At 64.3% G+C, this 26,769-nt stretch carries 24 protein-coding genes; 7 read left to right on the top strand and 17 right to left on the bottom strand.

Features of this window, described 5'->3' with window-relative positions; all coding sequences use genetic code 11:
* Positions 1–42: 42 nt before the first annotated feature.
* The 4 genes from OUY36_RS17495 to dksA all read right to left on the bottom strand — a co-directional run bounded on the left by OUY36_RS17495 (position 43) and on the right by dksA (position 4,679).
* Positions 43–2,997: a sensor histidine kinase gene (locus tag OUY36_RS17495; protein ID WP_102838526.1), complete on the bottom strand. Its 2,955-nt coding sequence runs from the start codon at positions 2,995–2,997 to the stop codon at positions 43–45.
* Positions 2,981–3,157, bottom strand: coding sequence for a hypothetical protein (locus tag OUY36_RS17490; protein WP_003095129.1), 177 nt, complete (start codon positions 3,155–3,157; stop codon positions 2,981–2,983). The genes OUY36_RS17495 and OUY36_RS17490 overlap by 17 nt, the downstream gene beginning before the upstream one ends.
* A 78-nt stretch (positions 3,158–3,235) precedes the next feature.
* Positions 3,236–4,141, bottom strand: coding sequence for a tRNA glutamyl-Q(34) synthetase GluQRS (gluQRS, locus tag OUY36_RS17485; RefSeq protein ID WP_267935284.1), 906 nt, complete (start codon positions 4,139–4,141; stop codon positions 3,236–3,238).
* 91 nt (positions 4,142–4,232) lie between these two features.
* Positions 4,233–4,679: an RNA polymerase-binding protein DksA gene (gene dksA, locus OUY36_RS17480; RefSeq protein WP_063540429.1), complete on the bottom strand. Its 447-nt coding sequence runs from the start codon at positions 4,677–4,679 to the stop codon at positions 4,233–4,235.
* A gap of 191 nt (positions 4,680–4,870) precedes the next feature.
* On the opposite strand from dksA, the gene OUY36_RS17475 reads away from it, so the two are divergent.
* The 6 genes from OUY36_RS17475 (at position 4,871) to OUY36_RS22065 (ending at position 9,114) form a co-directional block, all read left to right on the top strand.
* Positions 4,871–6,043 (top strand): pyridoxal phosphate-dependent aminotransferase, encoded by a 1,173-nt coding sequence (locus OUY36_RS17475; protein ID WP_267935283.1) that lies wholly within the window; start codon positions 4,871–4,873, stop codon positions 6,041–6,043.
* Positions 6,043–6,750 (top strand): DNA/RNA nuclease SfsA, encoded by a 708-nt coding sequence (gene sfsA, locus OUY36_RS17470; protein ID WP_267935281.1) that lies wholly within the window; start codon positions 6,043–6,045, stop codon positions 6,748–6,750. The genes OUY36_RS17475 and sfsA overlap by 1 nt, the downstream gene beginning before the upstream one ends.
* Positions 6,747–6,998 (top strand): hypothetical protein, encoded by a 252-nt coding sequence (locus OUY36_RS17465; RefSeq protein ID WP_267935279.1) that lies wholly within the window; start codon positions 6,747–6,749, stop codon positions 6,996–6,998. The genes sfsA and OUY36_RS17465 overlap by 4 nt, the downstream gene beginning before the upstream one ends.
* Positions 6,999–7,009: 11 nt before the next feature.
* Positions 7,010–7,930, top strand: a complete 921-nt coding sequence (gene rfbD, locus OUY36_RS17460) for a dTDP-4-dehydrorhamnose reductase (protein ID WP_267935277.1) — start codon at positions 7,010–7,012, stop codon at positions 7,928–7,930.
* Positions 7,931–8,039: 109 nt separating this feature from the next.
* Positions 8,040–8,939 carry an AEC family transporter gene (locus OUY36_RS17455; protein ID WP_267935275.1) on the top strand — a complete coding sequence of 300 codons (900 nt, stop codon included), beginning with the start codon at positions 8,040–8,042 and terminating at the stop codon, positions 8,937–8,939.
* Between the two features lie 88 nt (positions 8,940–9,027).
* A complete protein-coding gene (locus tag OUY36_RS22065) occupies positions 9,028–9,114 on the top strand; it encodes a hypothetical protein (RefSeq protein ID WP_442807067.1) in 87 nt (28 codons plus the stop codon).
* A gap of 37 nt (positions 9,115–9,151) precedes the next feature.
* Here the strand turns inward: OUY36_RS22065 and OUY36_RS17450 are convergent, their stop codons facing one another.
* On the bottom strand, positions 9,152–9,877 hold the full coding sequence (locus OUY36_RS17450; RefSeq protein WP_230724498.1) for a VC0807 family protein: 726 nt from the start codon (positions 9,875–9,877) through the stop codon (positions 9,152–9,154).
* A gap of 101 nt (positions 9,878–9,978) precedes the next feature.
* Positions 9,979–10,926 (bottom strand): lysylphosphatidylglycerol synthase transmembrane domain-containing protein, encoded by a 948-nt coding sequence (locus OUY36_RS17445; RefSeq protein WP_156245300.1) that lies wholly within the window; start codon positions 10,924–10,926, stop codon positions 9,979–9,981.
* 209 nt (positions 10,927–11,135) lie between these two features.
* Here OUY36_RS17445 and OUY36_RS17440 point away from each other — a divergent pair, with 209 nt between their 5' ends.
* Positions 11,136–12,386 carry a cytochrome P450 gene (locus tag OUY36_RS17440; protein WP_267935272.1) on the top strand — a complete coding sequence of 417 codons (1,251 nt, stop codon included), beginning with the start codon at positions 11,136–11,138 and terminating at the stop codon, positions 12,384–12,386.
* A gap of 19 nt (positions 12,387–12,405) precedes the next feature.
* On the opposite strand, the gene OUY36_RS17435 is transcribed toward OUY36_RS17440, so the two are convergent.
* From OUY36_RS17435 to OUY36_RS17385, 11 genes are all read right to left on the bottom strand, one after another.
* Entirely contained in the window at positions 12,406–15,210 is a 2,805-nt protein-coding gene (locus tag OUY36_RS17435; RefSeq protein WP_267935270.1) for a hybrid sensor histidine kinase/response regulator, read from the bottom strand.
* Positions 15,211–15,326: 116 nt separating this feature from the next.
* Positions 15,327–16,619 (bottom strand): phosphoribosylamine--glycine ligase, encoded by a 1,293-nt coding sequence (purD, locus tag OUY36_RS17430; protein WP_063540420.1) that lies wholly within the window; start codon positions 16,617–16,619, stop codon positions 15,327–15,329.
* 198 nt (positions 16,620–16,817) lie between these two features.
* Entirely contained in the window at positions 16,818–18,422 is a 1,605-nt protein-coding gene (gene purH, locus OUY36_RS17425) for a bifunctional phosphoribosylaminoimidazolecarboxamide formyltransferase/IMP cyclohydrolase (protein ID WP_110776050.1), read from the bottom strand.
* 66 nt (positions 18,423–18,488) lie between these two features.
* The gene (gene fis, locus OUY36_RS17420) at positions 18,489–18,809 is read right to left on the bottom strand and encodes a DNA-binding transcriptional regulator Fis (RefSeq protein WP_003293170.1); all 321 of its coding nucleotides are present in this window, start codon (positions 18,807–18,809) and stop codon (positions 18,489–18,491) included.
* Complete coding sequence (dusB, locus tag OUY36_RS17415; RefSeq protein WP_267935267.1) at positions 18,806–19,819, bottom strand: tRNA dihydrouridine synthase DusB; 1,014 nt, start codon at positions 19,817–19,819, stop codon at positions 18,806–18,808. The genes fis and dusB overlap by 4 nt, the downstream gene beginning before the upstream one ends.
* A gap of 199 nt (positions 19,820–20,018) precedes the next feature.
* Complete coding sequence (locus tag OUY36_RS17410) at positions 20,019–21,260, bottom strand: zinc-ribbon and DUF3426 domain-containing protein (RefSeq protein WP_267935265.1); 1,242 nt, start codon at positions 21,258–21,260, stop codon at positions 20,019–20,021.
* 103 nt (positions 21,261–21,363) lie between these two features.
* Complete coding sequence (gene prmA, locus OUY36_RS17405; protein ID WP_267935263.1) at positions 21,364–22,245, bottom strand: 50S ribosomal protein L11 methyltransferase; 882 nt, start codon at positions 22,243–22,245, stop codon at positions 21,364–21,366.
* Between the two features lie 145 nt (positions 22,246–22,390).
* Entirely contained in the window at positions 22,391–23,740 is a 1,350-nt protein-coding gene (gene accC / locus OUY36_RS17400) for an acetyl-CoA carboxylase biotin carboxylase subunit (protein WP_102838512.1), read from the bottom strand.
* Between the two features lie 17 nt (positions 23,741–23,757).
* Positions 23,758–24,219, bottom strand: coding sequence for an acetyl-CoA carboxylase biotin carboxyl carrier protein (gene accB / locus OUY36_RS17395; RefSeq protein ID WP_267935260.1), 462 nt, complete (start codon positions 24,217–24,219; stop codon positions 23,758–23,760).
* Between the two features lie 68 nt (positions 24,220–24,287).
* On the bottom strand, positions 24,288–24,731 hold the full coding sequence (aroQ, locus tag OUY36_RS17390) for a type II 3-dehydroquinate dehydratase (protein ID WP_063540412.1): 444 nt from the start codon (positions 24,729–24,731) through the stop codon (positions 24,288–24,290).
* A gap of 200 nt (positions 24,732–24,931) precedes the next feature.
* Positions 24,932–26,746: a protein-disulfide reductase DsbD gene (locus tag OUY36_RS17385; RefSeq protein ID WP_267935258.1), complete on the bottom strand. Its 1,815-nt coding sequence runs from the start codon at positions 26,744–26,746 to the stop codon at positions 24,932–24,934.
* Between the last annotated feature and the right edge of the window lie 23 nt (positions 26,747–26,769).

The following is a 26,769-nucleotide window of genomic DNA, read 5'->3' as shown; positions in this document are numbered from 1 at the left end:
TGGAGGCAGAGCCGGCGCAGGGCCGGTACGGCAGTCGCCTCTTCAACTTACGGCATGTGACGCTTCGACATGCCGCGGCAGGGTGATGCGAAAACGGGTGCCGCGTTGTGTTTCCGGGTCGGCCGGGCTGTCGATATCGATCTGGCCATAATGCTCTTCAATGATCGAATAGACCAGTGCGAGGCCCAGGCCGGTGCCTTCGCCCGGATCCTTGGTGGTGAAGAATGGCTCGAACAGGCGGTCCTGAATTTCCTTGGGAATGCCGCTGCCTTCGTCTTCCACCACCAGGTACACGGTCTGCTCGGCGACCTCGCTGCTGATGCGGATCAAGCCGCCCGGCGGCGATGCGTCGCGGGCATTGGAAAGCAGGTTGATCAGCACCTGGGCCAGTCGCTGCGGGTCGCCTTCGGCCAGGTGCTCCGGCGCGCAGGCGTTGACGAAGCGCACCTCGGTGCGATTGCGGTTGAGTGATAGCAGGCCGATGGCATCCTGCGTGACCTGCGCCAGGCTCACCGGATACAGCCGCTGCTGGCGCTCGCCGGCATGGGCGAAGCTCATCAGCGACTGCACGATGCGCGATACGCGCTTGGTCTGTTCGATGATCTGGCCGCTGATTTCGACGATTTCCTCGTCGGCTTCGCGTTCATCGCGCAGATTCTGCGCCAGGCAGGCGATACCGGTGATCGGATTGCCGATTTCGTGCGCCACGCCGGCTGCCAGCCGGCCGATGCTGGCCAGGCGCTCGGAGTGCACCAGGCGATCCTCCAGCTCCTGCGTTTCGGTCAGGTCTTCCATCAGCAGAACCAGGCCGCTGTTGCTCGGGGCCAGCGGCTCGGCGATCGCCGCCTTGTGCAGGTTGAGGCAGCGGCGATGACCGTTGTGCGCCAGGCGCTGCTTGTGCAGGTGCTCATCGGGTTGTTCGATGAAGTCGATCAGCAGGCTCCGCCAAGGTTCGGCGATGGTCGAGAGGCGCGAGCCGACCACCTGCAGCGCCGCGATCCCGGTGAGCTCCTCGAGCGCGCGGTTCCACATGAGGATTTCCTGATCCTTGGCCAGCGAGCAGACGCCCATGGGCAGCTCCTGCAGGGTCTGCCGGTGGTAGCGACGCAGCGCATCGAGTTCGGCGGCCAGGCCGGTCAGGCGTGAGTGATAGTCCTCCAGGCGGCTCTCGATGAAGTGGATGTCCTCGGTGATGTAGCCCTCGGCGCCGTTCTTGTAGGGCAGGAAGTTCTCGACGATGTCTTGGGCGACACTGGGCCCCATGAGTCCGGACAGGTTGGCCTCGATGCGGTCGCGCAGACGGCGCAGCGCGTAAGGGCGGTGCTCGTCGAACGGCAACTGCAGGTCACGCAGGGCCTGTTCCACCTCGCGTTGGGCGGTCTTGGCGCCCAGCGGCTTGGCCAGTTGGGTGGCGAATTCCTGCGGTGAGGCAGCCAGCAACTCGCGTCGTTGCGGGCGGCGGACGTTCTCCACGGCGCAGGCCTCGGCGGCGCTCTGCTCCTCCGGGCTGGTTTCGCTGAAGATCGAGAACAGCGAGAAGGCCAGCACGTTGACCGCCAGCGAAGCGATTGCCGCCAGGTGCCAGCTGGTGTCGTCGAGTACGTAGACCACGTTGAACAGCGGAATGTAGAAGCCATCCAGGTTGCCCACCAGCGGCAGCAGCATGGTCACCACCCAGACGCCGATGCCGGCCAGCAGGCCGGCGATGTAGCCGCGCCGATTGGCAGTCGGCCAGTACAGCACCGAGAGCACGCCGGGTAGGAACTGCAGGGTGGCGACGAAGGCGACGATGCCGAGATTGGACAGGTCCTGCTCGGCACCGAGCAGCAGGTAGAAGCCGTAACCGGCCATGATGATGGCGAAGATCAGGCTGCGCCGCGTCCATTTCAGCCAACGGTAGATGTTGCCCTCGCTCGACGGCTGGTAGAGCGGCAGGACCAGATGGTTGAGCGCCATGCCGGACAGCGCCAGGGTGCTGACGATGATCAGCCCACTGGAGGCCGACAGCCCGCCGACGAAAGCCAGCAGTGCCAGCATCTCGCTCTGCGCGGCGATCCCCAGGCCGAGCGTGAAATACTCCGGGTTGGTGCTTACGCCCAGCTTCAGCCCGGCCCAGAGAATCAGCGGCACGGCCAGGCTCATCAATAGCAGATACAGCGGCAGGCCCCAGCTGGCGCTGACCAAGCCACGCGGGTTGAGGTTTTCGGTGAAGGTCATGTGGTACATGTGCGGCATCACGATGGCCGAAGCGAAGAACACCAGCAGCAGGGTGCGCCACGGGCCTTCCTGCAGCGGCGTATGCAACGCCTGCAGCGCCGATTGGTTCTGCAGCAGCCAGATCTCCAGCTGGTGCGGACCGCCGAACACCACGTACAGCGCGTACAGACCGATGGCGCCGAAGGTCGCCAGCTTGACGATCGATTCGAAGGCGATGGCGAACACCAGCCCTTCGTGCTTCTCCCGCGTGGCGATGTGGCGGGCCCCGAAGAGGATCGTGAACAGCATGATCATCAGGCAGTAGCCCAGCGCGACGCGTTCCTGCAGCGGCTCGAGGGTGAGGATGCCGATCGCGTCGGCGACCGCCTGGATCTGCAGGGCCAGCAGCGGCAGCATGCCGATCAGCATGACGATGGTGGTCAGCGCGCCGCTCCAGGTGCTGCGGAAGCGGAAGGCCACCAGATCGGCCAGGGACGACAGTTGGTAGGTGCGGGTGATGCGCAGGATCGGGTAGAGCAGCACCGGTGCCAGCAGGAACGCGCCACAGACGCCGAGGTAGGTAGCGAGAAACCCGTAGCCGTATTGATAGGCCAGGCCCACGGTGCCGTAGAAAGCCCAGGCACTGGCGTAGACCCCGAGCGAGAGGGTGTAGGTCAGCGGGTGGCGGATGATCCAGCGCGGAATCAGTCCGCGCTCGCTGACCCAGGCGACACCGAACAGCATGAACAGGTAGGCGGCGCTGATCAGGATCAGGTGGCTCAGGCTAAAGCTCGTCTGCATCACGCTGGCTCTGGAGAATGAAGGTCACCACGATCAGGATCAGCCACAGCAGGTAGGGCCGATACCAGGCACCGTTGGGGTCGATCCACCAGTCCATGATGGCCGGGGAGAACAGATAGATCCCCACCACCAGGAGCAGCACCAGTCGGTAGATATACATGCCGGGTCTCGTGTCGAAAGTGAGGGCGATGGTAGAGCAGCGGCACGCTGCTAGCCACCGGTGACGGGCAAATGCTGCTCAGCGCAGCTGAGCCTCGGCCAGGGTTCGGGTCCGCGGAATGCGCCCGGCGTCCCAATTGCCAATCGCCCAGCCGAGGATCTCCGCCGGCAGGGCACCGTCCAGTTCGGTCGGTGGTTGCTGGCCAAGGGCGCGCAGTGCGCGCAGCAGCAGTGGGCTGGCTTCCTCGGCTTGCAGCGGTGGTGATCGATAGCGCTTGCCGAGCTTGTGGCCGTCCGGCTGAATGATCAGCGGCAGATGCAGGTAGCGCGGCTGCGGCAAGCCGAGGATTTCCTGCAGGTAGAGCTGACGCGGCGTCGAATCGAGCAGGTCGGCGCCGCGCACCACATCGGTGACGCCTTGCCAGGCGTCGTCCAGCACCACGGCCAGCTGATAGGCGATCAGGCCATCGCGGCGGCGGATGACGAAGTCGCCGACCTCGCGTCCCAGGTGCTGGCGGAACTCGCCCTGTACACGGTCGACGAAGCCGTACTCGCGATCGGGCACGCGCAGGCGGATGGCGGCATCCTCGAGGCCGTGTCCGGCGTTGCGGCAGAAGCCGGGGTAGGGGCCCGGGTAGTCTTCGAGCTGCTTGCGCGAGCAGGTGCAGGCATACGCCAACCCTTTCTCCAGCAAGTGTTCGACCGTATCCCGGTAGACGGCGTGGCGCTGACTCTGGCGCAGCATTTCGCCGTCCCATTCGAAGCCGTAGCTCTGCAGTGTCTCGACGATCGCTTGCTGCGCACCGGGCATCTCTCGTGGCGGGTCGATGTCTTCCATGCGCAGCAGCCATCGACCGCCCACCGAGCGGGCATCCAGATAGGAGGCAAGGGCGGCGAGCAGTGAGCCGAAATGCAGATAGCCGCTCGGCGTCGGGGCGAAACGACCAACATAGCGGGCAGGTTGGGGTGAGCTGGACAAGGGCATGGTGGGGCCGGCGCGATCAGGGATGGCGGGGCGGGTGAGGCGGTTGCCGGGCCTGGAAATGAAGCGGGGCGCCGAAGCGCCCCGTTCGGGATCAGGAACCGATCTGCTTTTCCTTGATCTCCGCCAGCGTCTTGCAGTCGATGCAGAGCGTGGCGGTAGGCCGCGCTTCCAGGCGACGGATGCCGATCTCGACACCGCAGGAATCGCACCAGCCGTATTCGTTGTCTTCGATCAGTTGCAGCGTCTCGTCGATCTTCTTGATCAGCTTGCGCTCGCGGTCGCGGGCACGCAGTTCCAGGCTGAACTCTTCTTCCTGGCTGGCGCGGTCGGCCGGGTCCGGGAAGTTGGCTGCCTCGTCCTGCATGTGATGGACGGTGCGATCGACTTCTTCCATCAGCTCCTGCTTCCACTTGTTCAGGATGCCGGTGAAATGGGCGCGCATCTTCTCGCTCATGTACTCCTCGCCCTTGCTTTCCTTATAGGGCTCGAAGGCGCGAATCAGTTGCTTGCTCGACGGTGTTTCTTTGGTAATGGGCATGGATGAACGCCTCTCGCTATGTCCATTGCGCAGGATGATTTGTCCCTTGCCGGCCCGTGCCGGCCCTGCGGCTGCAAGCGGGCGAACTTACCAGATCGGATCGGGGTGCGCTACTCCCCAATCCGACAGTGGCTGCGGCGGCCTTGGGACCTTGGGTAGAATTCACGTTTTATCGTCAACAGGAAGGTCAGATGACCTCGTCGTACAGCGCACGCAGTCGCGCAATCGAACCTTTCCACGTCATGGCGCTGTTGGAGCGGGCCAACCAGCTGCAAGTTCAAGGCCGCGACGTCATTCACCTGGAAATCGGCGAACCGGACTTCACCACCGCGCAGCCCATCGTCGCCGCCGGGCAGGCCGCACTGGCGGCCGGTCATACGCGCTACACCGCCGCGCGCGGCCTGCCGCAGCTGCGCGAGGCGATTGCCGGCTTCTATGCCCAGCGCTATCACTTGAGCATTGACCCCGAACGCATCCTGATTACTCCCGGTGGCTCCGGTGCGCTGCTGCTGGCCTCCAGCCTGCTGGTCGACCCTGGCAAGCACTGGCTGCTGGCCGATCCGGGCTATCCATGCAACCGGCACTTCCTGCGTCTGGTGGAGGGCGCTGCGCAGCTGGTGCCGGTCGGCCCGGAGATGCGCTATCAGCTGACCCCCGAGCTGGTCGAGCGCTACTGGGATCGCGACAGCGTCGGTGCGCTGGTGGCCTCGCCGGCCAATCCCACCGGAACGCTGCTCGAGCGCGCCGAACTAGCCGCCCTTTCGGCGGCGCTGAAGGAGCGCAGCGGCCATCTGGTGGTCGACGAGATCTATCATGGGCTGACCTACGGCACGGACGCGGCCAGCGTGCTGGAGGTCGATGACGACGCCTTCGTGCTCAACAGCTTTTCCAAATACTTCGGCATGACCGGTTGGCGCCTGGGTTGGCTGGTGGCGCCGCCCGCGGCTGTGCCGGAGTTGGAGAAGCTGGCGCAGAACCTCTACATCAGCGCGCCGAGCATGGCTCAGCACGCAGCCCTGGCCTGTTTCGAACCGGCGACCCTGGAAATTCTCGAGGCGCGGCGCGCTGAGTTCGCCCGTCGCCGTGACTTCCTCCTGCCAGCCCTGCGCGAGCTGGGCTTCGGCATCGCGGTTGAACCGCAGGGCGCCTTCTATCTGTACGCCGACATCAGTGCATTTGGTGGCGATGCCTATGCGTTCTGTCAGCACATGCTGGAAACCGAGTTCGTCGCCATCACGCCGGGGCTGGACTTCGGCCGTCACCAGGCCGGCCATCATGTGCGCTTCGCCTACACCCAGGACCTGCCGCGCCTGGAGCAGGCCGTCGAGCGTATTGCCCACGGCCTGCGCAGCTGGCAATCCTGATGCGTTTCGCGCAACCGCTGGAGCAGGGGCGGCTGGTCAGGCGCTACAAACGTTTTCTCGCCGATATCGTCACTGACGAAGGCGAGGCGCTGTGCATTCACTGTCCCAACACCGGCTCGATGCTCAACTGCATGAGCGAGGGCGCGCGGGTGTGGTTCCAGCGCAGCAGCGATCCGCGACGCAAATTGCCGGGTACCTGGGAGCTGGTGGAGACGCCGCAGGGGCGGCTGGCCTGCGTGAATACCGCGCGAGCCAATCCACTGGTCGAGGAAGCGCTGCTGAACGGGCAGATCGCCGAGTTGGCAGGTTTCTCGTCGCTCAAGCGCGAGGTGGCCTATGGCGTGGAAAACAGTCGGGTGGATTTCCGTCTCGACTATGCCGGCCTGCCGGCCTATGTCGAGGTCAAGAGCGTTACGCTGGGGTTCGACGACACCGCCGTGGCCGCCTTTCCCGATGCGGTGACAACACGCGGCAGTCGTCATCTGCGAGAGCTGGCTGCGCTCGCGCGCAGCGGGGTGCGTGCCGTGCAGCTGTACTGCGTCAATCTCAGCGGCATCGAGGCGGTACGCCCGGCAGTGGAAATCGACCCGGCCTATGCGGCGGCGCTGCATGAGGCGATTGCGGCGGGAGTGGAGGTACTGGCGTATGGCGTCGAGCTGTCCCCGCACGAGCTGCGCTTGAGTCGGCCGCTGCCCGTGCTGCCGTGAGCACGCTCGGCTCGGTGAATGAAAATTTTTATCCGGGCTGGGGAACAAAGCGCTTTCTGTCTGGCCTCAACGAAGCTGGAAAATGCATCCCTTCATGCTCGCAGAGGCTCTGCTCCGCCGCGCAGCGCGGTGTCGACGCGGCCTCGCCCGCATCGGCGGCATATCTGGCGGTGCCATTCGATGCGCCGAAAGGTGCCGTTGGCAAAGATTATTTCGGACGTTCGCCCTGGCGCGAGCGTCGTCGATGAGGCTAAAGAGAATGCGAATCCTCGTTTGCGGTGCCGGTGGTCAGGTTGGGCGCGAGCTGGCCGAGCGTGCGGCGAGTTTCGGCCTGGATGTGCTGGCTCCGAATCGCACCGAGCTGGATATCGTCCGGCCAGAACAAATTGCGGCGGCCATGGCGCAGCGCCCCGGTCTGATCATCAATGCGGCTGCCTACACCCATGTGGACAACGCCGAGTCTCACAGCGAGCAGGCCTATGCCGTCAACCGCGATGGTGTGCGCAATCTTGCCGAGGCTGCCGGGCGTGCGGGTGTGCCGCTGTTCCACATCTCCACCGACTATGTGTTCTCCGGCGAAGCCGATAGACCCTATACCGAGGACGATGCAACCGCTCCGACGGGTGTCTATGGAGCGAGCAAGCTGGCCGGCGAGCAGATCATTCGTGACTGCCTGCCCGCGCACCTGATCCTGCGTACCAGTTGGGTGTACGGCGTCCATGGGCACAATTTCGTCAAGACCATGTTGCGGCTGGCGCGTCAGCGCGATGCGCTTGGCGTGGTGAGCGACCAGCTGGGATGTCCGACCCAGGCCGGCAGTATCGCCGCCGTGCTGCTGGAACTGGCGCGCCGCTATGCCGACGGTGACAAGCTGGCCTGGGGCGTTTATCACTACAGCGGTACACCGGCCTGCTCGTGGTACGACTTCGCCGTAGAGATCTTCCGTCAAGGTGAAGCGGCCGGACTGCTAGCCAGGCAGCCCGAGGTGTCGCCGATCACGACTGCACAATACCCGACACCGGCACGCCGTCCGGCCTGGTCGGTGCTCGATTGCCGTCGCTTCGAGTCGACTTTTGGCCTGGCGCCTCGACCATGGAAGCTCGAGCTCGCCGAGGTGCTCGACGTGTTGCAGCAAGCGGAGCCGGCTGTCGTCATCAGGCAGCGCAGCTTTCGCGCCTGATTCGCCCGCCCGACGGAGGCCTGGCTTCCGTGCGGGCGTCCGCTCGCCAGTGTATTCTTGCGCCCCCGCGCCTCGACGCGGCCTGAAGTTTCGGCTCTGGAGGGGCGACATGGTAGTGGTGCTGGCGATCCTGCCGATCTTCGGTCTGATCTCGCTCGGTTATCTGTTTGGCTGGCGCCAGTGGTTGAGTAACGAAGGTGCCGCCGGGCTGGCCAGCGTGACCTTCAAGCTGTTCATGCCTGCGGTGCTGTTCAATGGCATCGCTCGCGCCGAGCTGGGCGAGGGCATGTCGCCGATGTTGCTGCTGGCATACTTCGCCCCGGTGCTGCTGATTTTTCTGCTGGTGAACGTCGTTGCGCATCGCCTGAAGGGGCGAGCGAGCCCTCTGGGACTGACCGCAGCCTACTCGAACAACGTGCTGGTCGGCATTCCCCTGGTGACCACGCTGCTCGGGGCCGAGAGTCTGGTCTACGTGTTCGCCATTCTGGTGTTCCACAGCCTGGTGCTGTTCTCTTTGCAGAGTTTCTACGCCGCGCTCGGTGATGGCGACAGGGTCAGCGTGCCGTCGCTGCTGAAGAATCTGGCCAACCCCTTGATCGTCGGCCTGCTGCTCGGAGCCTTGTTGAACCTGAGCGGCCTGTCACTGCCCGAGCCGTTGTGGCGAGTGATTGGCTGGCTCGCGCAGGCGGCCCTGCCCTGCGCGTTGATGGTGCTGGGTATCAGTCTGTCGCGTTATCGCTTGCGGCCGAGCGCGTCGGTCGTCGTGCTCACATTGGCCAAGCTGGTCCTGTTCCCGACGCTGGTGTGGTGGCTGAGCGGTTGCTTGCCCGGGCTGAATCAAGACGCGCGCAGTGTGCTGGTGCTGCTGGCAGCCTGTCCGAGTGGCGTAAATGTGCTGGCCTTCGTCAAGCATGCCGACGACAGCCGCGCGGTCAGCTCCACCGTATTTCTGTCGACGCTGGCGGCTGCCGTCAGCCTGCCGCTATGGATGCTGCTGACGACCAGCTGACTGCCGAGCATCCCGGCGTCTGGCGCTGAACGTCCTTCCGAACCGGACTGTCACAAGAGCACAGTCCAGAAAATACGGAGAGTACGGCATGCTGAAATTCATCGGCGGTACCGCGGGCGTCATCTTCATCATTGGCCTGATCGTGGTGATCGGCATCTTCAAACTGCTGTTCTGACGGCTTGGCGCCTGGCTGCCGGATGCTTCCGGCGGCTTCATTTGCCGTCGCGTTGCTCGTGGACGGCCATGATGTCCTCCAGGCGCAAGCCGGTCAGGCCATGGATGGTCCGCCAGAGATAGAAGAAGATCGCCATCATCATCAGCATGCTGGGTATGGCGATCATCGGGTAGCTGAGCAGGGTCATGCGTCCCAGCTCGGCGTTGAACGCTTCGCTGCCGGCCGGACTGTGCACGATCCATTTGGCCAGTACGTAGTTCATGAAGGACGAGAAGAAGAAGGTGCCGCTGAGCAGGTAGGTCGCCCGTAGCAGGCGGGTTTCGAAATGAGCGACCTGACCGTTGCGTTCCAGCTGCTCGTGGACCTTGTCCACATTGAGCACCTTCGGGTTGTACAGAAGGGTACGAATCAACGGGTAGCGCGTGCGGGTGGAGGCCAGTACGCCGATGCCGATGATTCCCGGTACGGCCGCTTCCTTGATCGCCAACCATTGGGTGTCGAGCTGCAACAGACCGATGCCGCCGGTGAGCAGCACGCTGATCAGGCCGAGCAGGGCGATCCAGTTGAACTTGCGGTAGCGGACCAGCTCCCACAGGCCCCAGCCCAGCGGGAAGGCCAGGGCCAGCAGCAGCGCGCCATCGGCACCCAGGCGGTCCTCGCCACTGAGTTTCATCAGGATCAGTGAAGGAATCAGGATGCTTACGGCCAGGTCGACCAATGGGCGCGGTTTGTGTTCGGCGTGGGAATGGGCGGTTTCGGTCATGACGTCGGGTTAGGTTGGAAAGGGCAGCATGATGGCCTCTGTGGCCGTTTCGCGCCAGACCATCTTCGTCGGGATGAGAGGTGTGGAGGGCTGCGCGCGGATCAACGACCTACCGCGTCGGTTCGTCGAGCGCGCCACTGACCGTGTTCGAACAGCAGCACGACCACCATGGCAATGGCGAACGGCAGCAGCAGGTAGAAGACACGAAACACGATGAGTGCAGCCAGCACGTCGACGGTCGCGAGTTCCGGCAGTGCGGCGACGAAGGTCAGTTCCAGCACCCCGAGCCCGCCTGGGGCATGGGAGAGCAGGGCCAGCGAGAAGGACGCGAGGAACACGCCGAGGACGGTCAGGTAGCCTGGGTTGTTCGCCGCCGGCAGGGCAAAGTAAATGATCGCCGCCGCGCATAGCAGCTCCAGTGGACCGGCCAGCAACTGGCGCGCGACGATCGGCAGCCGCGGATACTCGATGTGCCATTTGCCCAGCCGCCACGCCGGCAACTGCCGCCATGCGCCGAACACATACAACGCGATCAGCAGCAACAGCCCACACCCGACCGCGGTCGATAGCCAACTCGCGCTATCCATCAGGCGGTCCAGCAACTGCGGTTCGAGGATCAACACCGTGCCACCTGCCAGGACGGTACCGAGGACAAACGTCAAGGAACAGAAGACGATCAGGATGCCGATTTCCTGGGGCGTCAGGCCGCGGCTGCGGTAGGCGCGATAACGCACCAGCGCGCCGGAAAAAACCGAGGCGCCAATGTTGTGGGCCAGCGCATAGGTGGTGAACGAGCAAAGCGTGATGAACCACCAGGAGATCTTCCGGCCCAGATGGGCCATGGCGATGCGGTCGTACCAGGCCAGCGCCAGGTAGGCGCCAAGCGTCGACAGCGCCGCCAGCAACCAGCGATGGGCACCGATCGCATGCAGGCTGTTGGCGAGTTCGCTCAGCGAGATGTTGCGGACCTCGTGATACAGCAGATAGCCGGACAGCAGCACGGCCGAAACCCCGATCAGGGTCCAGGCGACATCGCTCCTCTTCATCATCGAGTGGCTCCTCGGGGCAGGTCTGCGGCCACGCCGCGTTCTGCGACGTGATGGACACGGCATGCCGAGACCTGCACCGTTTCGTGAGTCGTTCAGTAATCGGCAGCGCTCGGCCGGTTTTGTTCAGTTATCCGACCTTCGGGTCGTTCGCGCGATAACACTCCGAGCGCACGAAGGTCGATTGCAGGACTGGTTGATTGGAGAGCGGCATGACCGAAATACCCCATGATGATCATCTGGAAAGCTCACTGGCGCTGCTGGGCGAAGGTTATCCATTTATCCGTGATCGCTGTGCTCGTTTGCACAGCAACGTATTCCAGACGCGTCTGCTACTGCAGAACACCATCTGTCTCAGCGGCGAAGACGCCGCGCGCCTGTTCTACGACGAACGCTATCTGCAGCGCGCCCATGCCATGCCGCGCATGCTGATAAAGACGCTGGTCGGGCAAGGAGGTGTGCAGGGACTGGACGGTGAGGCGCACCGGCATCGAAAGCGAATGTTCCTGCAGTTGCTCGACGGTGCTGCGGTCGAGAAACTGGTCAGCCTGGCCGAGCAGGCCTGGCGCCAGGCGATCGGTGAGTGGCAGGCGCGCCCGGAGGTCCGGTTGATGACGGAAGTGCAGCTGATTCTGACCGAAGCAGTGTGTCGCTGGGCCGGCGTGCCGCTGGCACCCGCCGAGCGGGAGATCCGGGCCGAGCAGCTGGCGACGATGGTTGACGGTGCGGGTGGCATCGGGGCACGTCACTGGGAGGCGCGCAAGGCGCGGCGCGACGCCGAAGCCTGGGCGCGGCAGCTGATCGAGCAGGTCCGCGCCGGCCGGCTGCCAGCCGAGCCGACCACGGCGCTCATGGTAGTCGCGCATCACCGCGACCTCGACGGCACACCGCTTGAGGAGCAGGTCGCCGCTGTCGAGTTGCTCAATCTGTTGCGGCCGACAGTGGCGGTTTCCTACTTCATCACCTATGCCGCGCTGGAACTGCTGGCGCAGCCGCAATGGGCCGCGCGCCTGCGTACGGACGATGAACTGCTCGAGCCTTTCGCGCAGGAGGTTCGCAGGTTGCACGCGTTCTTTCCGTTCACGGCTGCCCGCGTACGAGAGGACTTCGACTGGCAGGGCCAGCATTTTCCGGCGGGCACCCGGGTGATGCTGGATCTGTGGGGGACCAACCGCGAAGCGAGCCGTTGGGATCAGCCCGAAGCGTTCCAGCCCGAGCGCTTCCTGAACTGGCCGGGCAATGCCTTCAGCTTCGTCACCCAGGGCGGCGGTGACGCGGCCGAAGGGCATCGTTGTCCAGGCGAGCAACTGGCAATCGAGTTGCTGAAGATGGCGCTGCGCATGCTGACGCGCGAAATGGCTTACGCGGTGCCAGCGCAGGATCTGCGTATCGATCTGACGCGTATGCCGGCCAGGCCCGAGAGTGGGATGCTGATCCGAGACGTGAAGTGCGGCGTCTGCTGAGACCGGTACCGAGCGCTGCTCAGTCGACCTGCTCGGCCTGCTTGACGCGCACCCAGTGGTCGATCAGCTCGCGCAGGTGCGAGAGCTCGACGGGTTTGGCCATATGCCCGTCCATTCCCGCTTCACGGGCACGTTCACGGTGCTCGCTGAGGATGTGTGCAGTCAGGGCGACCACCGGCGTGCGCCGCCGACCGCTGTTGGCCTCCCATTCGCGCAATTGGCGGGTGGCCTGGAAACCATCGAGCACCGGCATTTCACAGTCCATCAGCACCAGGTCGTAAGGGGTGGTCTTGATGGCCTCGAGCGCCTCCTCACCGTTGCAGGCGGTATCGGGCTGCAGGTTGAGCTTGTTCAGCATGCCGCGGATGACCTTGGTGGAGATGCTGTTGTCTTCGGCGACCAGGATGCGGAAATCGCCCGGAACCTCGAGTGGCGTTGACGCCTGGGGGGCTGTCGTGGAGCGCTGCTGGTGGCCCTGCTGACGCTGCGCGAGTTCGTCGGCGAGCGTGGTCTTGAGGGTGTAGCCGGCCACCGGTTTGGCCAGGATGCGCTTGATGCCGGCGTTGCGCGCGATGATCTTGCTCGGGGCGCTGCTCATGCCGGTGAGCATGATCAGCAGGATATCGTGGTTGAGGCTGGAGTCTTCCTTGATCTTGCTCGCCAATTGCATACCGGTCATGCCGGGCATGTCCTGGTCGAGCAGTACCACATCGAAGTATTCCTTCAGGTGCGCTTTGGTGCGCAGCAGCGCCAGCGCCTCTTTGCCCGACGCCACCGCACTGACCTCCAGCCCCCAGCTGCTGCACTGCTGGACCAGTACCTTGCGGCAGGTATCGTTGTCGTCGACGATCAGCAGGCGCGTGCCTCGTAACGGTCCGTCCAGGTCGGCGTTGCTCTGGGCCAGGCCTTCGCCGGCCAGCGGCAGGCTGATCCAAAGCGTATTGCCCTGATTGCTACCGGTCTGGATGCCGAAATCGCCACCCATCAGCTGGACCAGCTGACGAGCGATGATCAGGCCGAGCCGTCCGCCATGACGGGTCGCGGCGAGGAAGTCCTGGCTGTCTACCGCCGCATTGAGCAGGGCATCGCGCTCGTATGCCTCCAACGGCCGACCGCTGTCCTGCACGGTGATGCGCAGTCGCGGCGCATCCATCGGTCCGTCGATCGCGGCGATCAGCAGCACCTCGCCTTCCTCGGTTTGCTTGAACGCGTTCTCCAGTAGATTGAGCAACGTCTGGCGCAGGCGGGTCGGATCGCCGGCCACGACCTGTGGCAGTTGCGGCTGGATGAAGCTGATCAGCTCGATCTTCTGCTGCTCGGCCTTGGCGCGGAAGATGCTCAGACAATCTTCGATGAGCGCGTTGAAGTCGAACTGAACGTCGTCCAGTTCGATCTGGCCCGACTCCAGCTTGGATATGTCGAGAATCTCGTTGATCAGATTGAGCAGCTCGTTGCCGGAGCTGTGAATCGTCTGCACGTAATCGCGCTGTTTCGCCGAGAGCGAGGTGCCCAGCAGCAGCTCGCTCATGCCGAGCACTCCGTTCATCGGCGTGCGCAGCTCATGACTGATTTTGGACAGGAAGTCAGCCTTGGTCTTGAGCTCCGCACTGCTGACTGCAGCTGCGGTGAATTGAGTGCGGCTGTCGCTCTGACGCTGGCGCTGCCGTTCGAGCAGGGCGAAGCTGAGCAGCAGGCCGGCGATCGTGGCAAGGCTGAACAGCCCGCCGGTCAGCCAGCCCGGGTCGAGCTGGTCGAAGCCGAGCAGCATGGGCATGAAGAACACCATGCCGCTGTTGAAGAGCGTCGCGCCGGCGACTACCAGCCGTGCCGGCTGATAGCCCTGACGCCAGTGGTACAGAGCGACCACCAGAGCGCTGCACGAGGCGACCAGCGCCAGCGAGTAGATCAGCCAGCTGTGCCACAGCCACTGGCCAAGCAGGATGCTGGCGGCGATGGCCAGCACCACGTTGAGTTCGATGCCCAGCAGCCATGTAATCCAGGTGCGCCGGCGCTGGTTGAAAAAGCCCAGCGTGTAACCGAGCAGGGCGCAGCTCGCGGCGAGCGCCGACAGGTCGGCGATCAACGGTTGGCTATAGGTCAATCCCGGCAACCAGACCGCCAGGACGCCCAGGTTCGCCATGGCGCAAGCGAGCAGCGCGCCATGCAGCAGGCTGAGCCAGATATGCGTGTAACTGACCGTGTAGGCGAAGCGCAGCAGGTTGTACACCATCAGCAGTGCCAGGGCGCCAAACAGGGCGCCGAACAGGTAGGCGGGCCTGGACTGGCTGACCAGGCCGCTGTCGTCGATGACCTTGAACCAGGTCATCACCGGATGGCTGGACTGCAGGCGAACGTAGGCTTCCCTCGCCTGACCATCATTGGGCAGGCTGAACAGGTAGGCCCGATTCGGCAGCGGGCGCGCGCTGACTGGTCGCAGCTCGCCGGTGGCGATGTGCTGCTCAAGCTGGCCTTCGCGCAGCAGGTAGAAATCCAGGTACTGCACGCGCGGCGCGAACAGCGAAAGCCATTTCGGCTTGGTCAGAGGGGGCAGGCTGACTTGCAGCCAGACCGCCCGATCACTGGCCGGAGCGCTGTAGGACAGCTTTTCCAGCCGCAGGAACAGGGCGCGCTGGGCGACCACTTCCTCCAGTGTGAGCTTGCCGGACTGATCGACCAGAATGCGCCAGTTCTGCGGCAGTGAATTCGGCGTTGCGGCCAGCGGCGTAGAGGACGGCGGGGCAACGGACGCCTGAGCCGACAGCGGGATCAGATTGATCAGCAGCAGGCCGAAGATGAGAGCGATGGCGATCCGGAGCCGACCCACTGGAGAAGTCCGTTCATGAGTGTGACGGCGGATTATAGCCATGCCGTTGTCAGCCTGTAATGCGCGCGGTGTCGATAAAATCTGGCGCCGCGCGCATTCCTGGTGACTGGCGGGGTTCAGCTTTCGCCCTGTTCGCGGGCGATGGCGCGGTAGCCGATGTCCTTGCGGTAGAAGCAGCCATTCCAGCGGATCTTTTCCGCCAGGCGGTAGGCCTGCTGCTGTGCCTCGGACACGCTGCGACCGATGGCGGTGGCGCACAGTACGCGGCCGCCGGCGGTGATGATCTGGCCTTGCGCATTCAGCGCGGTCCCGGCATGGAAGACCTTGCCGTCCAGGGAGGCGGCTTCGCTAAGTCCCTCGATCACGTCGCCCTTGGCATAGTCGCCCGGGTAGCCGCCTGCGGCCAGCACCACGCCGACTGTCGGGCGTGGATCCCAGGTCGCTTCGACCTTGTCCAGCGCTTTGGCCAGGGCGGCCTCGACCAGCAACACGAGCGAGGACTCCAGGCGCACCATGATCGGCTGGGTTTCGGGGTCGCCGAAGCGGCAGTTGAACTCGATGACCTTGGGTGCACCGCTCTGGTCGATCATCAGGCCGGCGTAGAGGAAGCCGGTGTAGACGTTGCCTTCGGCCGCCATGCCGCGCACGGTCGGATAAATCACCTCGTCCATCACCCGCTGATGCACGTCGGGGGTGACCACCGGGGCGGGAGAGTAGGCACCCATGCCGCCGGTGTTCGGGCCGGTGTCGCCATCGCCTACGCGCTTGTGATCCTGGCTGGTGGCCATCGGCAGTACATGCTCGCCATCGACCATGACGATGAAAGACGCTTCCTCGCCGTCGAGGAACTCCTCGATCACCACGCGCGCGCCTGCGTCACCGAAAGCATTGCCGGAGAGCATGTCACGCACGGCTTCCTCGGCTTCCTCGAGGGTCATGGCAACGATCACGCCCTTGCCGGCGGCCAGGCCGTCGGCCTTGATCACGATCGGGGCACCCTTCTCGCGCAGGTAGGCCAGCGCCGGTTCGACTTCGGTGAAGTTCTGATAGTCGGCGGTCGGGATGGCGTGACGCGCCAGGAAGTCCTTGGTGAACGCCTTGGAGCCTTCCAGCTGCGCGGCGGCGGCGGTGGGGCCGAAGATGTCCAGGCCGCGCGAGCGGAACAGGTCGACCACGCCTTTGACCAACGGTGCCTCGGGGCCGACGATGGTCAGCTGCACATTGGCAGCGGCGAAATCGGCCAGCTGCTCGATGGCCAGCACGTCGATGGCGACGTTCTCGCACTTGGCTTCGGTGGCGGTGCCGGCGTTGCCCGGGGCGACGAACACCTTGGCAACGCGCGGATCCTGCGCGACCTTCCAGGCCAGGGCATGCTCGCGGCCGCCGCTGCCGATGATCAGTACGTTCATTTCTCTCTCCCAATGGAGGCGGGCCGGTAGCCCGTCTGGTGGATAAGCGAAGCGTTATCCACCCTTATGAATTCCGAGATCGCAATCGGGCTGGTAGATGCAAGGCGCCCGATTCTTCCCCCAGCGGAGTTGCCTTCTGGCAATGAGCATGGGGAAGAGTCGGGCAACGCCGCAGATACCTGTCCGAGTACGCCGATATTAGTGGCGGAAGTGGCGCATGCCGGTGAACACCATGGCGATGTTTGCTTCGTCGGCCGCGGCGATCACCTCGTTGTCGCGCATCGAACCACCTGGTTGGATCACCGCGGTGATGCCGGCCTTGGCGGCGTTGTCGATGCCGTCGCGGAAGGGGAAGAAAGCATCCGAGGCCATTACCGCGCCGGGTACCGGCAGGCCGGCATGCTCAGCCTTGATCGCGGCAATGCGCGCGGAGTTGACGCGGCTCATCTGGCCGGCGCCGACGCCGACGGTCTGGCGGTTCTTGGCGTAGACGATGGCGTTGGATTTGACGAACTTGGCCACTTTCCAGGCGAAGATCAGGTCGTGGATCTCCTGCTCGGTTGGTGCACGCTGAGTGACGATCTTCAGATCGGCCTCGGTGATCATGCCGATGTCGCGGCTCTGGATCAGCAGGCCGCCGTTGACGCGCTTGTAGTCCCAGCCCGGCGCACGTTCGGCCGGCCACTGGCCGCATTCGAGCAGGCGCACATTGGCCTTGGCGGCAACCACTTCACGAGCCTCGGCGGATACGCTCGGCGCAATGATCACCTCGACGAACTGGCGCTCGACAATGGCGCGTGCGGTCTCGCCGTCCAGCTCGCGGTTGAAGGCGATGATGCCGCCGAAAGCCGATTCGCTGTCGGTAGCGTAGGCCAGATCATAGGCCTTGCGAATGCCGCCTTCGTTCTCCGGCACCACGGCCACGCCGCAGGGGTTGGCGTGCTTGACGATCACGCAGGCCGGCTTGGTGAAGCTCTTCACGCATTCCAGCGCGGCATCGGTGTCGGCCACGTTGTTGAAAGACAGTTCCTTGCCCTGCAGTTGCTTGGCGGTGGCGACGCTGGCCTCATCCGGCTTCTCGACATAGAAGGCGGCCTGTTGGTGCGGGTTCTCGCCGTAGCGCATGTCCTGCGCCTTGACGAACTGCATGTTGTAGGTGCGTGGGAAGAGGCTGCGGCCTTCGGTGGTGAGGGTCTCGGCGCTCTGGTCGATGCCGCCCAGGTAGTTGGCGATCATGCCGTCGTAGGCGGAGGTGTGCTCGAAGGCCTTGAGGGCCAGGTCGAAGCGCTGAGCGTAGGTCAGGCCGCCGTGCTTCAGGTTGTCGATTACCGCCGCATAATCTTCGGCGTTGACCACGATGGCCACGTCCTTGTGATTCTTCGCGGCGCTGCGGACCATGGTCGGGCCGCCGATATCGATGTTCTCGATGGCATCGGGCAGGGTGCAGTCGGGCTTGGCCACGGTCGCGGCGAACGGGTAGAGGTTGACCGCCACTAGATCGATTGGGTTGATGCCATGCTCGGCCATGACCGCGCCGTCCAGATCGCGGCGACCGAGAATGCCGCCGTGGATCTTCGGATGCAGGGTCTTCACCCGGCCGTCCATCATCTCCGGGAAGCCCGTGTAATCAGCTACTTCGACGGCGGCGATGCCGTTTTCGCGCAGCAGCTTGAAGGTGCCGCCGGTGGACAGGATCTCGACGCCGAGGGCGGCGAGCTCGCGGGCGAAATCGACGACGCCGGTCTTGTCGGACACACTGATCAGCGCGCGGCGCACGGGAAGGCGGGTGGTTTGGTCGGTCATTGACGTTTCCTAGAGGCTACAGGCTTGAGGCCGCGAAGCCGGCAGGCGCGCCTGCCGGCGGTCGCTTCAGAGCAGGTCGTACTGTTTGAGTTTCTTGCGCAGGGTGCCGCGGTTCAGACCCAGCAGCTCGGAGGCCTTGGTCTGGTTGCCCTTGACGTAGTGCATCACGGTTTCCAGCAGCGGTGCTTCCACCTCGGAGAGCACGAGGTTGTAAACGTCCGTGACGTCGGCGCCTTCGAGGCGTGCGAAATAGTTGTGCAGCGCCTTCTCGACGCTACCACGCAGCGTCTGTCCCGCTTCGCTCGGCGTGTTCAGGTGCTGCTTGAGGTTCAGGTTGTCACTCACGGATGTTGTTCCACTTACCAATGTTTCATTCAACAGCGTCATGCGGCCACCTCTGTTCCATCCACCGAGCCAGGCCCTGAGCGTTGTTCGGCAAAGAACTGCCGAATGCTGAAGCCCTGTGCATCCCTGTCTTCCAGATGATTGAAACGGGCGCGGAAGTCCCGCGCGCCCGGCAGTGTTGCGAGATACCAGCCCACGTGTTTGCGGGCGATACGGACTCCCATCACCTCGCCGTAGAATTCATGCAACGCCTGCACATGCTCCAGCAGGGTGCTTTCGATCTCGTCCAGCGTTGGCGCCGCCAGCAATTGGCCGGTGCGCAGATAATGCTCCACCTCGCGGAATATCCACGGGCGACCCTGTGCCGCACGTCCGATCAGCAGGCCGTCGACACCGGTCGAGTGCAGGACCTGCGCGGCTTTTTGCGGCGAGTCGATGTCGCCATTGGCGAAAACCGGGATCGACACCGCCTGCTTGATCGCGGCGATGGTGTCGTACTCGGCCTCGCCGGTATACAGGTCGGCACGGGTACGCCCATGCACCGCCAATGCGGCGATGCCGGACTGCTCGGCGATGCCGGCGATGGTTGCGCCATTCTTGTTCTGGCGGTCCCAGCCGGTGCGGATCTTCAGCGTCACCGGCACATCCACCGCCGCGACCACGGCCTTGAGGATGTCTGCGACCAGTCGCTCATCGCGCATCAGCGCGGAGCCTGCGGCCTTGTTGCAGACCTTCTTCGCCGGGCAACCCATGTTGATATCGATGATCTGTGCGCCCAGTTCGACGTTGCGCTGTGCGGCTTCGGCGAGCATATGCGGGTCACCGCCGGCGATCTGCACCGAGCGTGGCTCGGGCTCGTCGGCGTGGGGCATGCGCAACCGCGACTTGCGGCTGTTCCACAGGCGCACGTCACTGGTGAGCATTTCCGAAACCACCAGGGCCGCGCCGAAGCGGCGACACAGCTGGCGGAACGGTTGATCGGTCACGCCCGCCATGGGCGCGAGAATCAACCGGTTGGATAAGGTGTAGGGGCCGATGCGCACCGCTGACATGAAGATTCCCTGCTTGGGGCCTGCTTGTTAGGTCGATCGGGACTGCAAAAAAGGGTGGGCATAATACCCGCTCCGCATGACGGGTTAAAGGCTGTTTTGAACAAATTCTGAACAGCGGCCGCCTTATCGCCAGTGGTTTGCTGGAGGGCATGGATATGCCATCAGCGCGATGGCTGACCCATCGCATCGGCAAGTCGTATCAATCGGGGGAGTGGAAACCCAGGCTGTAGTTCACCGCCTGCGCGCCTGGGTCGAGGATGTCCAGTGCGATGTGAATCGGCACCTGCGGGGGCATCTGGGCTTGCCCGGCAAGCTCGCCCGAGAGGTATTCGCTGGGCTTGAAGCTGCGGCTCGCCAGCAGCTTGCCGTTGATGTCGGCGAAGCGGATTTCCAGGAGCGGGAAGGGCTGCGCGAAGGCGGCACGGTTGTAGAGGATGGCGTCGACCACCAGCGCTCCGGTGAAGTCGGGGTGGCTGCGCACGACCAGGTTGCTGCTCTTGATCTGGGATATGTCGACGAGTGCAGGTAGCTCGCAGCCCAGCTTCGGGCAGACCCGTTCGAACCAGGGGCGGTAAGCCGCCTGCCGTGACAGCTCGTCGTAGTTGTACACCACGTACTGGGCGCCCAGGGCCAGCAGCGCGAGCAGATTCAGGGCGCCCCAGCCGAGCCGGCGTGGCCAGGGGTTCTTGCGTTCCTGCCAATCCAGCTGCAGCGGTTCGTCATCGAGTTCGAAGAGCGGCTCGTCACGCAGATCCGGTTCGCGTCGTGGGGGTGCGATCGCTTCGACCGCCTGCATCGGCTGCTCGGGTGGCTCCAGCTCCGGTTCGACCCGCTCGTTGCGTGCCTGCTGGGCCCTCGCTGTAGACAGCGCGCTGGTACTCGGTGCCAGGGGGGCGGGTTGGCGGGGCGTTTCCGCCGAGACCGGGGTGAAACTGATCGGGTCATCCGGCTCATCGGTGCGACGTGCGCTAACGCTCTGCTCGGCATTGAGCAGAAGCTCGGCCCAGCTTTCATCCTGCGGGGCTGCCTCGTCCGCCGGTGCTTCGTGAGGGAGCGATGTGCCGGGGCTGTCGTGCCTCAGGGCATTCAGATCGGCAGACAGCTCGCGCTCCTGGCGCTCCAGCTTGGCCAGCTCAGCGTCCAGGTCAAGGCTGTCGAGGTCCAGATCGTCGTGGATCCAGAGAGTCTCGTCACTGCTGCGCGGGCTGGGCGAGGCAGCAGTCGCGATCGCACCTGGTTCCGGTTCCGCCTGCTCTGCGGCCAACGGCGGCGGCGTCAGCGGGCGAGTCGGATCGATGTCGTCGCGCAGCAGATGGTGTGCGGCGTTGAATACCTCCATGCAGGCACCACAGCGTGCCGCTCCTCGCGCTGCACGGAGCTGGCTGCGGCCGATGCGAAAGCGGGTACGGCAGTGGGGACACTGGGTGACGAAGCCGGTCATGCGAGGTTCCGCGCAAATGTGCCGGCTAGTCTAGCGCATGCCGATCGGCAAGCGGCAGTGGCCCGCCGCCATGGGCGTGCAGCTTGTGGCTGCGGTCGCAGGATCAGCCACGCCGCGTCCCGCTGATGCGCACCCAGCCATCCTTCTCGGCGGTCGGGTCGAGTTCGAAGGCGTCGGCATAAGCCGCACGCACCTCTTCAGCCTGCTCGGCGAGGATTCCGGACAGCGCCAGCCGCCCGGCCGGTTTGACCAGTGCGGTGATCTGCGGTGCCAGGGAGACGAGCGGCCCGGCGAGGATGTTGGCGACTACCACGTCGGCCGGTTCCTGCGGCAATTGCTCGGGCAGATAAAGGGCGAAACGCTTCTCGGCGATGCCGTTACGCTGGGCGTTGTCACGCGAGGCTTCAAGCGCCTGGGTGTCGATGTCGGTGCCGACGGCATGCGCAGCGCCCAGCAGAAGGCCGGCGATGGCGAGAATGCCCGAGCCGCAGCCGAAATCCAGCAGGCTCTGGCCGTTCAGTGACTGGGCATCCAGCCACTCGAGACAGAGTGCGGTAGTGGGGTGAGTGCCGGTACCGAACGCCAGGCCGGGATCCAGCAACAGGTTGACCGCGTCGGGCTCGGGTGCCACGTGCCAGCTGGGGACGATCCACAGGCGGCGGCCGAAGCGCATCGGCTGGAAGTTATCCATCCAGCTGCGTTCCCAGTCCTGCTCTTCGATCACCTCGACCTGGTGCTCGGGCAGCTCGCCTCCACGTAGCAGCTGCAGATGGGCGAGCAGGGCGTCCGCGTCGGTATCGGCTTCGAACAATGCCAGCAGATGAGTGTGCGACCACAGCGGGGTGGTGCCGAGGTCCGGCTCGAAGATCGGCTGATCTTCGGCGTCCATGAAGGTCACGGAGACCGCACCCAGATCCAGCAGCTGGTCTTCCAGCGCTTCGGCCTGATCGGGGGTGATGGCGAGTCGAATCTGCAGCCAGGACATGGAGGCCTCTCGAATGGGGTCGCGGTAAAAGCCGGCAAGCTTACTGGAGGGGGCGTTGTGCGGCCAGCCTGGGCTCGACGAACACCAGGTAGAAACGACAGAGGCCGCCCGAAGGCAGCCTCTGCAGTACAGCGCCGAGCGTGGCTCAGTGCTTATCCATACCCAGCTTCTTCTCCAGGTAGTGGATGTTCACGCCGCCCTTGCAGAAGCCGGGGTCGCGCACCAAGTCGCGGTGCAGCGGGGCGTTGGTCTTGATGCCGTCGACGATCAGCTCGTCCAGTGCGTTGCGCATGCGGCCCATGGCTTCATCGCGGTTCGCCCCGAAGGTGATCAGCTTGCCGATCAGCGAGTCGTAGTGCGGCGGAACCGAGTAGCCGTCGTACAGGTGGGAGTCAACGCGTACGCCGTTGCCGCCCGGAGCATGGAAATGCTTGACCTTGCCTGGGCTCGGCATGAAGTTGCGCGGGTCTTCGGCGTTGATGCGGCATTCGACGGCATGGCCGCGGATGACCACGTCTTCCTGCTTGATCGACAGCTTCTGGCCGCCACCGATCAGCAGCATTTCCTTGACGATATCGATACCGGTGACCATCTCGGTAACCGGGTGCTCCACCTGCACGCGGGTGTTCATCTCGATGAAGTAGAAGTTGCCGTCTTCATAGAGGAACTCGAAGGTGCCGGCGCCGCGGTAGCCGATATCGATGCACGCCTGGACGCAGCGAGCCTGGACCTTGCGGCGGGCTTCTTCGTCGATCAGCGGGGCAGGGGCTTCCTCGATCACCTTCTGGTGGCGGCGCTGCAGCGAGCAGTCGCGATCGCCCAGGTGAATTGCATTGCCCTGGCCGTCGGCCAGCACCTGGATTTCCACGTGGCGTGGATTGGTCAGGAACTTCTCGAGGTAGACCATCGGGTTGCCGAAGGCGGCGCCGGCTTCGTTGCGGGTCAGCTTGGCCGAGGCGATCAGGTCCTCTTCCTTGTGCACCACACGCATGCCGCGACCACCACCACCACCGGCGGCCTTGATGATCACCGGGTAGCCTACTTCGCGAGCGATTCGCAGCGCTTCCTGCTCGTCTTCCGGCAGCGGGCCGTCGGAGCCGGGAACGGTGGGGACGCCGGCCTGCTTCATGGCGTCCTTGGCCGACACCTTGTCGCCCATCAGGCGGATCACATCGGCGGTCGGGCCGATGAAGGTGAAGCCGGATTTCTCCACCTGTTCGGCGAAATCGGCGTTCTCGGCGAGGAAACCATAACCGGGGTGAATGCCATCGGCGCCGGTTACCTCGGCAGCGGCGATGATGGCTGGAATGCTCAGGTAGGACTGGGCGGAGGAGGCCGGGCCGATGCACACGGACTCGTCGGCCAGCGACACGTGCATCAGGTCACGGTCGGCAGTGGAGTGCACCGCCACGGTCTTGATGCCCAGTTCCTTGCAGGCGCGCAGGACACGAAGGGCGATCTCGCCGCGGTTGGCGATCAGTACTTTTTCCAACATCGCTGGCTCTCCGCGGTTCAAACGATGGTGAACAGCGGCTGGTCGTATTCGACCGGCTGACCATTCTCCACCAGGATCGATTCGATGGTGCCGCTGGTTTCGGCCTCGATGTGGTTCATCATCTTCATGGCTTCGACGATGCAGAGGATATCGCCCTTCTTGACAGTCTGGCCCACGTCGACGAACGGCTTGGCTTCCGGCGAGGAGGCGCGGTAGAAGGTGCCGACCATCGGCGAACGGACTACGGTGCCGTTCAGCTTGGGTGCGGCCGGAGCGGCGTCGGCAGCCGGAGCGGCAGCAGCGGCGGGAGCGGGTGCCGGGGCGGCTTGTGCCTGATGGGCGTAGATCGGTTGCTGCATCGCTACCTGCTTGCTGTGGCGGCTGATGCGAACCGACTCCTCACCTTCGTGAATTTCCAGCTCGTCGATACCGGACTCTTCCAGCAGTTCGATCAGTTTCTTGACTTTGCGAATATCCATGAAGCGTTGACTCCCAGGTAAGTTCAAAGGGCATTGCTGCTCGCTTCTTCAAGCCACATCAGTGTCCGTCAGGAAGCAGCGAGTTGTTCCAGGGCGGCCTCCAGGGCCAGTCGGTAACCGCTGGCGCCAAGGCCGCAGATCACCCCTACCGCTACGTCGGAGAAATAGGAGTGATGGCGGAAAGGTTCGCGTTTGTGCACGTTGGACAGGTGCACTTCGATGAATGGGATGCTCACGGCCAGCAATGCGTCACGTAATGCGACGCTGGTATGAGTGAAGGCTGCAGGGTTGATCAGGATGAAATCGACGCCTTCGCTGCGCGCGGCATGGATGCGCTCGATCAGTTCGTACTCGGCGTTCGATTGCAGGTGCAGCAGATGATGCCCCGCTTCGCGGGCACGCTGCTCCAGATCCTGGTTGATCTGCGCCAGCGTGACAGCGCCATAGACGCCGGGCTCGCGAGTGCCGAGCAGATTGAGATTCGGGCCATGGAGGACCAGAAACGTGGCCATGCAGGTTCCTTGTTTTTCTTGGTGCGCCGATCCGGCAAGTACCGGCCGGGTCGCGAGAGGTGAAAAACTATGCCCCAGGCAAGGGCTGACTGTCCAGTCATGTCGCGATCGAAGGAAATGCCTGCATTATGCCTGAAGTTTCCCGCAATCATTCGTCGAGCCAAGGCATGCTTCGAGTGCTTGCAACGAAGCACGGAAAATCATCGCGGCGCCTGGAGCGAAGCCGCCGCTCGATCCAGTCGATCGACAAAGCCGGAGGCGTCTATTTCGCCGACTACGCGCACCTCGTTCAGTTCTTTTCCGTTGCCATCGAAGAACAGGATGGCGGGCGGGCCGAACAGCTGGTAGCGATCCAGCAGGCTACGTTGGGCAGCATTGCTCTCGGTGATGTCGAAGCGGATTAGACGATAGTCGGCCAGGCGCGGAGCCACCTGTGGATTGGCGAAGACTTCACGCTCGATAACCTTGCAGCTGATGCACCAATCGGCATACCAGTCCAGCATCAATGGTTGTCCGGCGGCGCGGGCGGCGGCCAGTTGCGCGTCCAGTTCCGCCGGCGTGGAAATGGTGTGCCAGCCTTCGCCAACCTGGCTGCCCGGTGCAGAGCTGCTGGCGATCGGCAGCGGGCGCAGCGGGTCGGAGCCGCCTTGCAGTGCGCCGACCCAGGCGGCCAGGGCGTAGACCAGCAGAGCCAGGCCGAGCAGTTGGGCGAGCTTCTGGCGTGGCGTCTTGCTGGTGAGCTCGAGGGTGCCGAGGAACAGCGCGCTGCCCGCCGCCAGCAATCCCCAGAGCGCCAGGGCGACGGGGCCGGGCAGTACGCGCTCGAGCATCCATATCGCGACCGCCAGCAGCAGCACGCCGAAGAGGTTGCGCACGCCAACCATCCAGGGCCCGCTCTTGGGCAGCAGGGCGCCACCACCCGTGGCGAACAGCACCAGCGGTGCGCCCATGCCCAGCCCCAGGGCGAACAGCTTCAGCCCTCCGCCCAGGGCGTCGCCGCTGGCGCTGATGTACAGCAGCGCGCCGGCCAGCGGTGCGGAAACGCACGGCGAGACCAGCAGGCTGGACACCGCACCGAGCAGCGCCGCTCCGGTGAACGAACCGCCGCGGGCGCTGCCGGCCAGCCGGTCGAGGCGGCCGCTCAGGGCTCGCGGCAGGCGCAGTTCGAACAGACCGAACATGGCCAGGGCGAATATCACGAAGAACAGGGCGAAGGGCACCAGAATCCACGCCGATTGCAGGCGTGCCTGCAGATTCAGTTCTGCACCGAACACGCCCATCAGCGCGCCGAGCAGGGCGAAGCCGCCAGCCATTGGCAACACATAGGTCACCGAAAGCAGGAAGCTGCGCATGCCGCCGGGCTGGCCGCGCAGTACCACGCCGGTAAGGATCGGCAGCATTGGCAACACGCAGGGGGTGAAGGTCAGGCCGAGGCCGGCGAGGAAGAACAGCGCGACCGAGCGCCAGGAGAGGTCGCGTTCGCTGGCCTGTCGGCTGTCGGCCGCTCCGGCGGATACACCGGCGCCATCGCCGATGGGAAGCGACTCGGTTTCCGGTGGATAGCACAGGCCTTTGTCGGCACAACCCTGGTAGGAGACCTGCAGGATGAAGGGGCGATTGTCCGGGTTGGTCAGCGGAAGTTCGACATCGACAATGCCGTAGTAGGCTTCGATCTCGCCGAAATAGTCATCGACCTTGGGCACGCCAGCGGGCAGCTTAGGCTCGCCGATGGCGACCGTCGGCTCGTCGGTCTTGAAGGCGAATCGATGCCGATAGAGGTAGTAGCCTTCGGCAGCGACGAAGCGCAGGGTGATTCGCTCGGGCGTCGCTTCGACAAGGCTCAGCCTGAATGCCTCGCGTACCGGCAGGAAGTCGCTGCTATTGTTCAGGGCGCTGCCGAAGCCCGCGCTGGGTTTGTTGTCGAACAGGCCGGCGTGGGCGGATAGTACGCAGAAGAGGAGCAGCAGACTCAGCAGGCGAAGCATGGTGATCTCACGGCAAAGCTTTGGCGGCATGATAACCAAGCCTCGAGCTTGGT

The organism is Stutzerimonas sp. R40042, from assembly GCF_026642215.1.
GTDB classification, from domain to species: Bacteria; Pseudomonadota; Gammaproteobacteria; order Pseudomonadales; family Pseudomonadaceae; genus Stutzerimonas; species Stutzerimonas frequens.
Note: the sequence above shows the minus strand (reverse complement) of the source record. Positions and strands in the feature narration are given on the sequence as shown.

Coding starts and splice junctions, on each gene's coding strand:
- OUY36_RS17455 (WP_267935275.1), top strand. CDS start 8,040: ATGGTAGTGGTGCTGGCGATCCTGCCGATCTTCGGTCTGATCTCGCTC.
- dusB (WP_267935267.1), bottom strand. CDS start 19,819: ATGTCAGCGGTGCGCATCGGCCCCTACACCTTATCCAACCGGTTGATT.
- OUY36_RS17385 (WP_267935258.1), bottom strand. CDS start 26,746: ATGCCGCCAAAGCTTTGCCGTGAGATCACCATGCTTCGCCTGCTGAGT.
- purD (WP_063540420.1), bottom strand. CDS start 16,619: ATGAACGTACTGATCATCGGCAGCGGCGGCCGCGAGCATGCCCTGGCC.
- rfbD (WP_267935277.1), top strand. CDS start 7,010: ATGCGAATCCTCGTTTGCGGTGCCGGTGGTCAGGTTGGGCGCGAGCTG.
- aroQ (WP_063540412.1), bottom strand. CDS start 24,731: ATGGCCACGTTTCTGGTCCTCCATGGCCCGAATCTCAATCTGCTCGGC.
- OUY36_RS22065 (WP_442807067.1), top strand. CDS start 9,028: ATGCTGAAATTCATCGGCGGTACCGCGGGCGTCATCTTCATCATTGGC.
- accB (WP_267935260.1), bottom strand. CDS start 24,219: ATGGATATTCGCAAAGTCAAGAAACTGATCGAACTGCTGGAAGAGTCC.
- OUY36_RS17490 (WP_003095129.1), bottom strand. CDS start 3,157: ATGTATATCTACCGACTGGTGCTGCTCCTGGTGGTGGGGATCTATCTG.
- prmA (WP_267935263.1), bottom strand. CDS start 22,245: ATGTCCTGGCTGCAGATTCGACTCGCCATCACCCCCGATCAGGCCGAA.
- OUY36_RS17475 (WP_267935283.1), top strand. CDS start 4,871: ATGACCTCGTCGTACAGCGCACGCAGTCGCGCAATCGAACCTTTCCAC.
- OUY36_RS17495 (WP_102838526.1), bottom strand. CDS start 2,997: ATGCAGACGAGCTTTAGCCTGAGCCACCTGATCCTGATCAGCGCCGCC.
- OUY36_RS17450 (WP_230724498.1), bottom strand. CDS start 9,877: ATGACCGAAACCGCCCATTCCCACGCCGAACACAAACCGCGCCCATTG.
- OUY36_RS17410 (WP_267935265.1), bottom strand. CDS start 21,260: ATGACCGGCTTCGTCACCCAGTGTCCCCACTGCCGTACCCGCTTTCGC.
- accC (WP_102838512.1), bottom strand. CDS start 23,740: ATGTTGGAAAAAGTACTGATCGCCAACCGCGGCGAGATCGCCCTTCGT.
- OUY36_RS17445 (WP_156245300.1), bottom strand. CDS start 10,926: ATGATGAAGAGGAGCGATGTCGCCTGGACCCTGATCGGGGTTTCGGCC.
- gluQRS (WP_267935284.1), bottom strand. CDS start 4,141: ATGCCCTTGTCCAGCTCACCCCAACCTGCCCGCTATGTTGGTCGTTTC.
- OUY36_RS17440 (WP_267935272.1), top strand. CDS start 11,136: ATGACCGAAATACCCCATGATGATCATCTGGAAAGCTCACTGGCGCTG.
- purH (WP_110776050.1), bottom strand. CDS start 18,422: ATGACCGACCAAACCACCCGCCTTCCCGTGCGCCGCGCGCTGATCAGT.
- sfsA (WP_267935281.1), top strand. CDS start 6,043: ATGCGTTTCGCGCAACCGCTGGAGCAGGGGCGGCTGGTCAGGCGCTAC.
- fis (WP_003293170.1), bottom strand. CDS start 18,809: ATGACGCTGTTGAATGAAACATTGGTAAGTGGAACAACATCCGTGAGT.
- dksA (WP_063540429.1), bottom strand. CDS start 4,679: ATGCCCATTACCAAAGAAACACCGTCGAGCAAGCAACTGATTCGCGCC.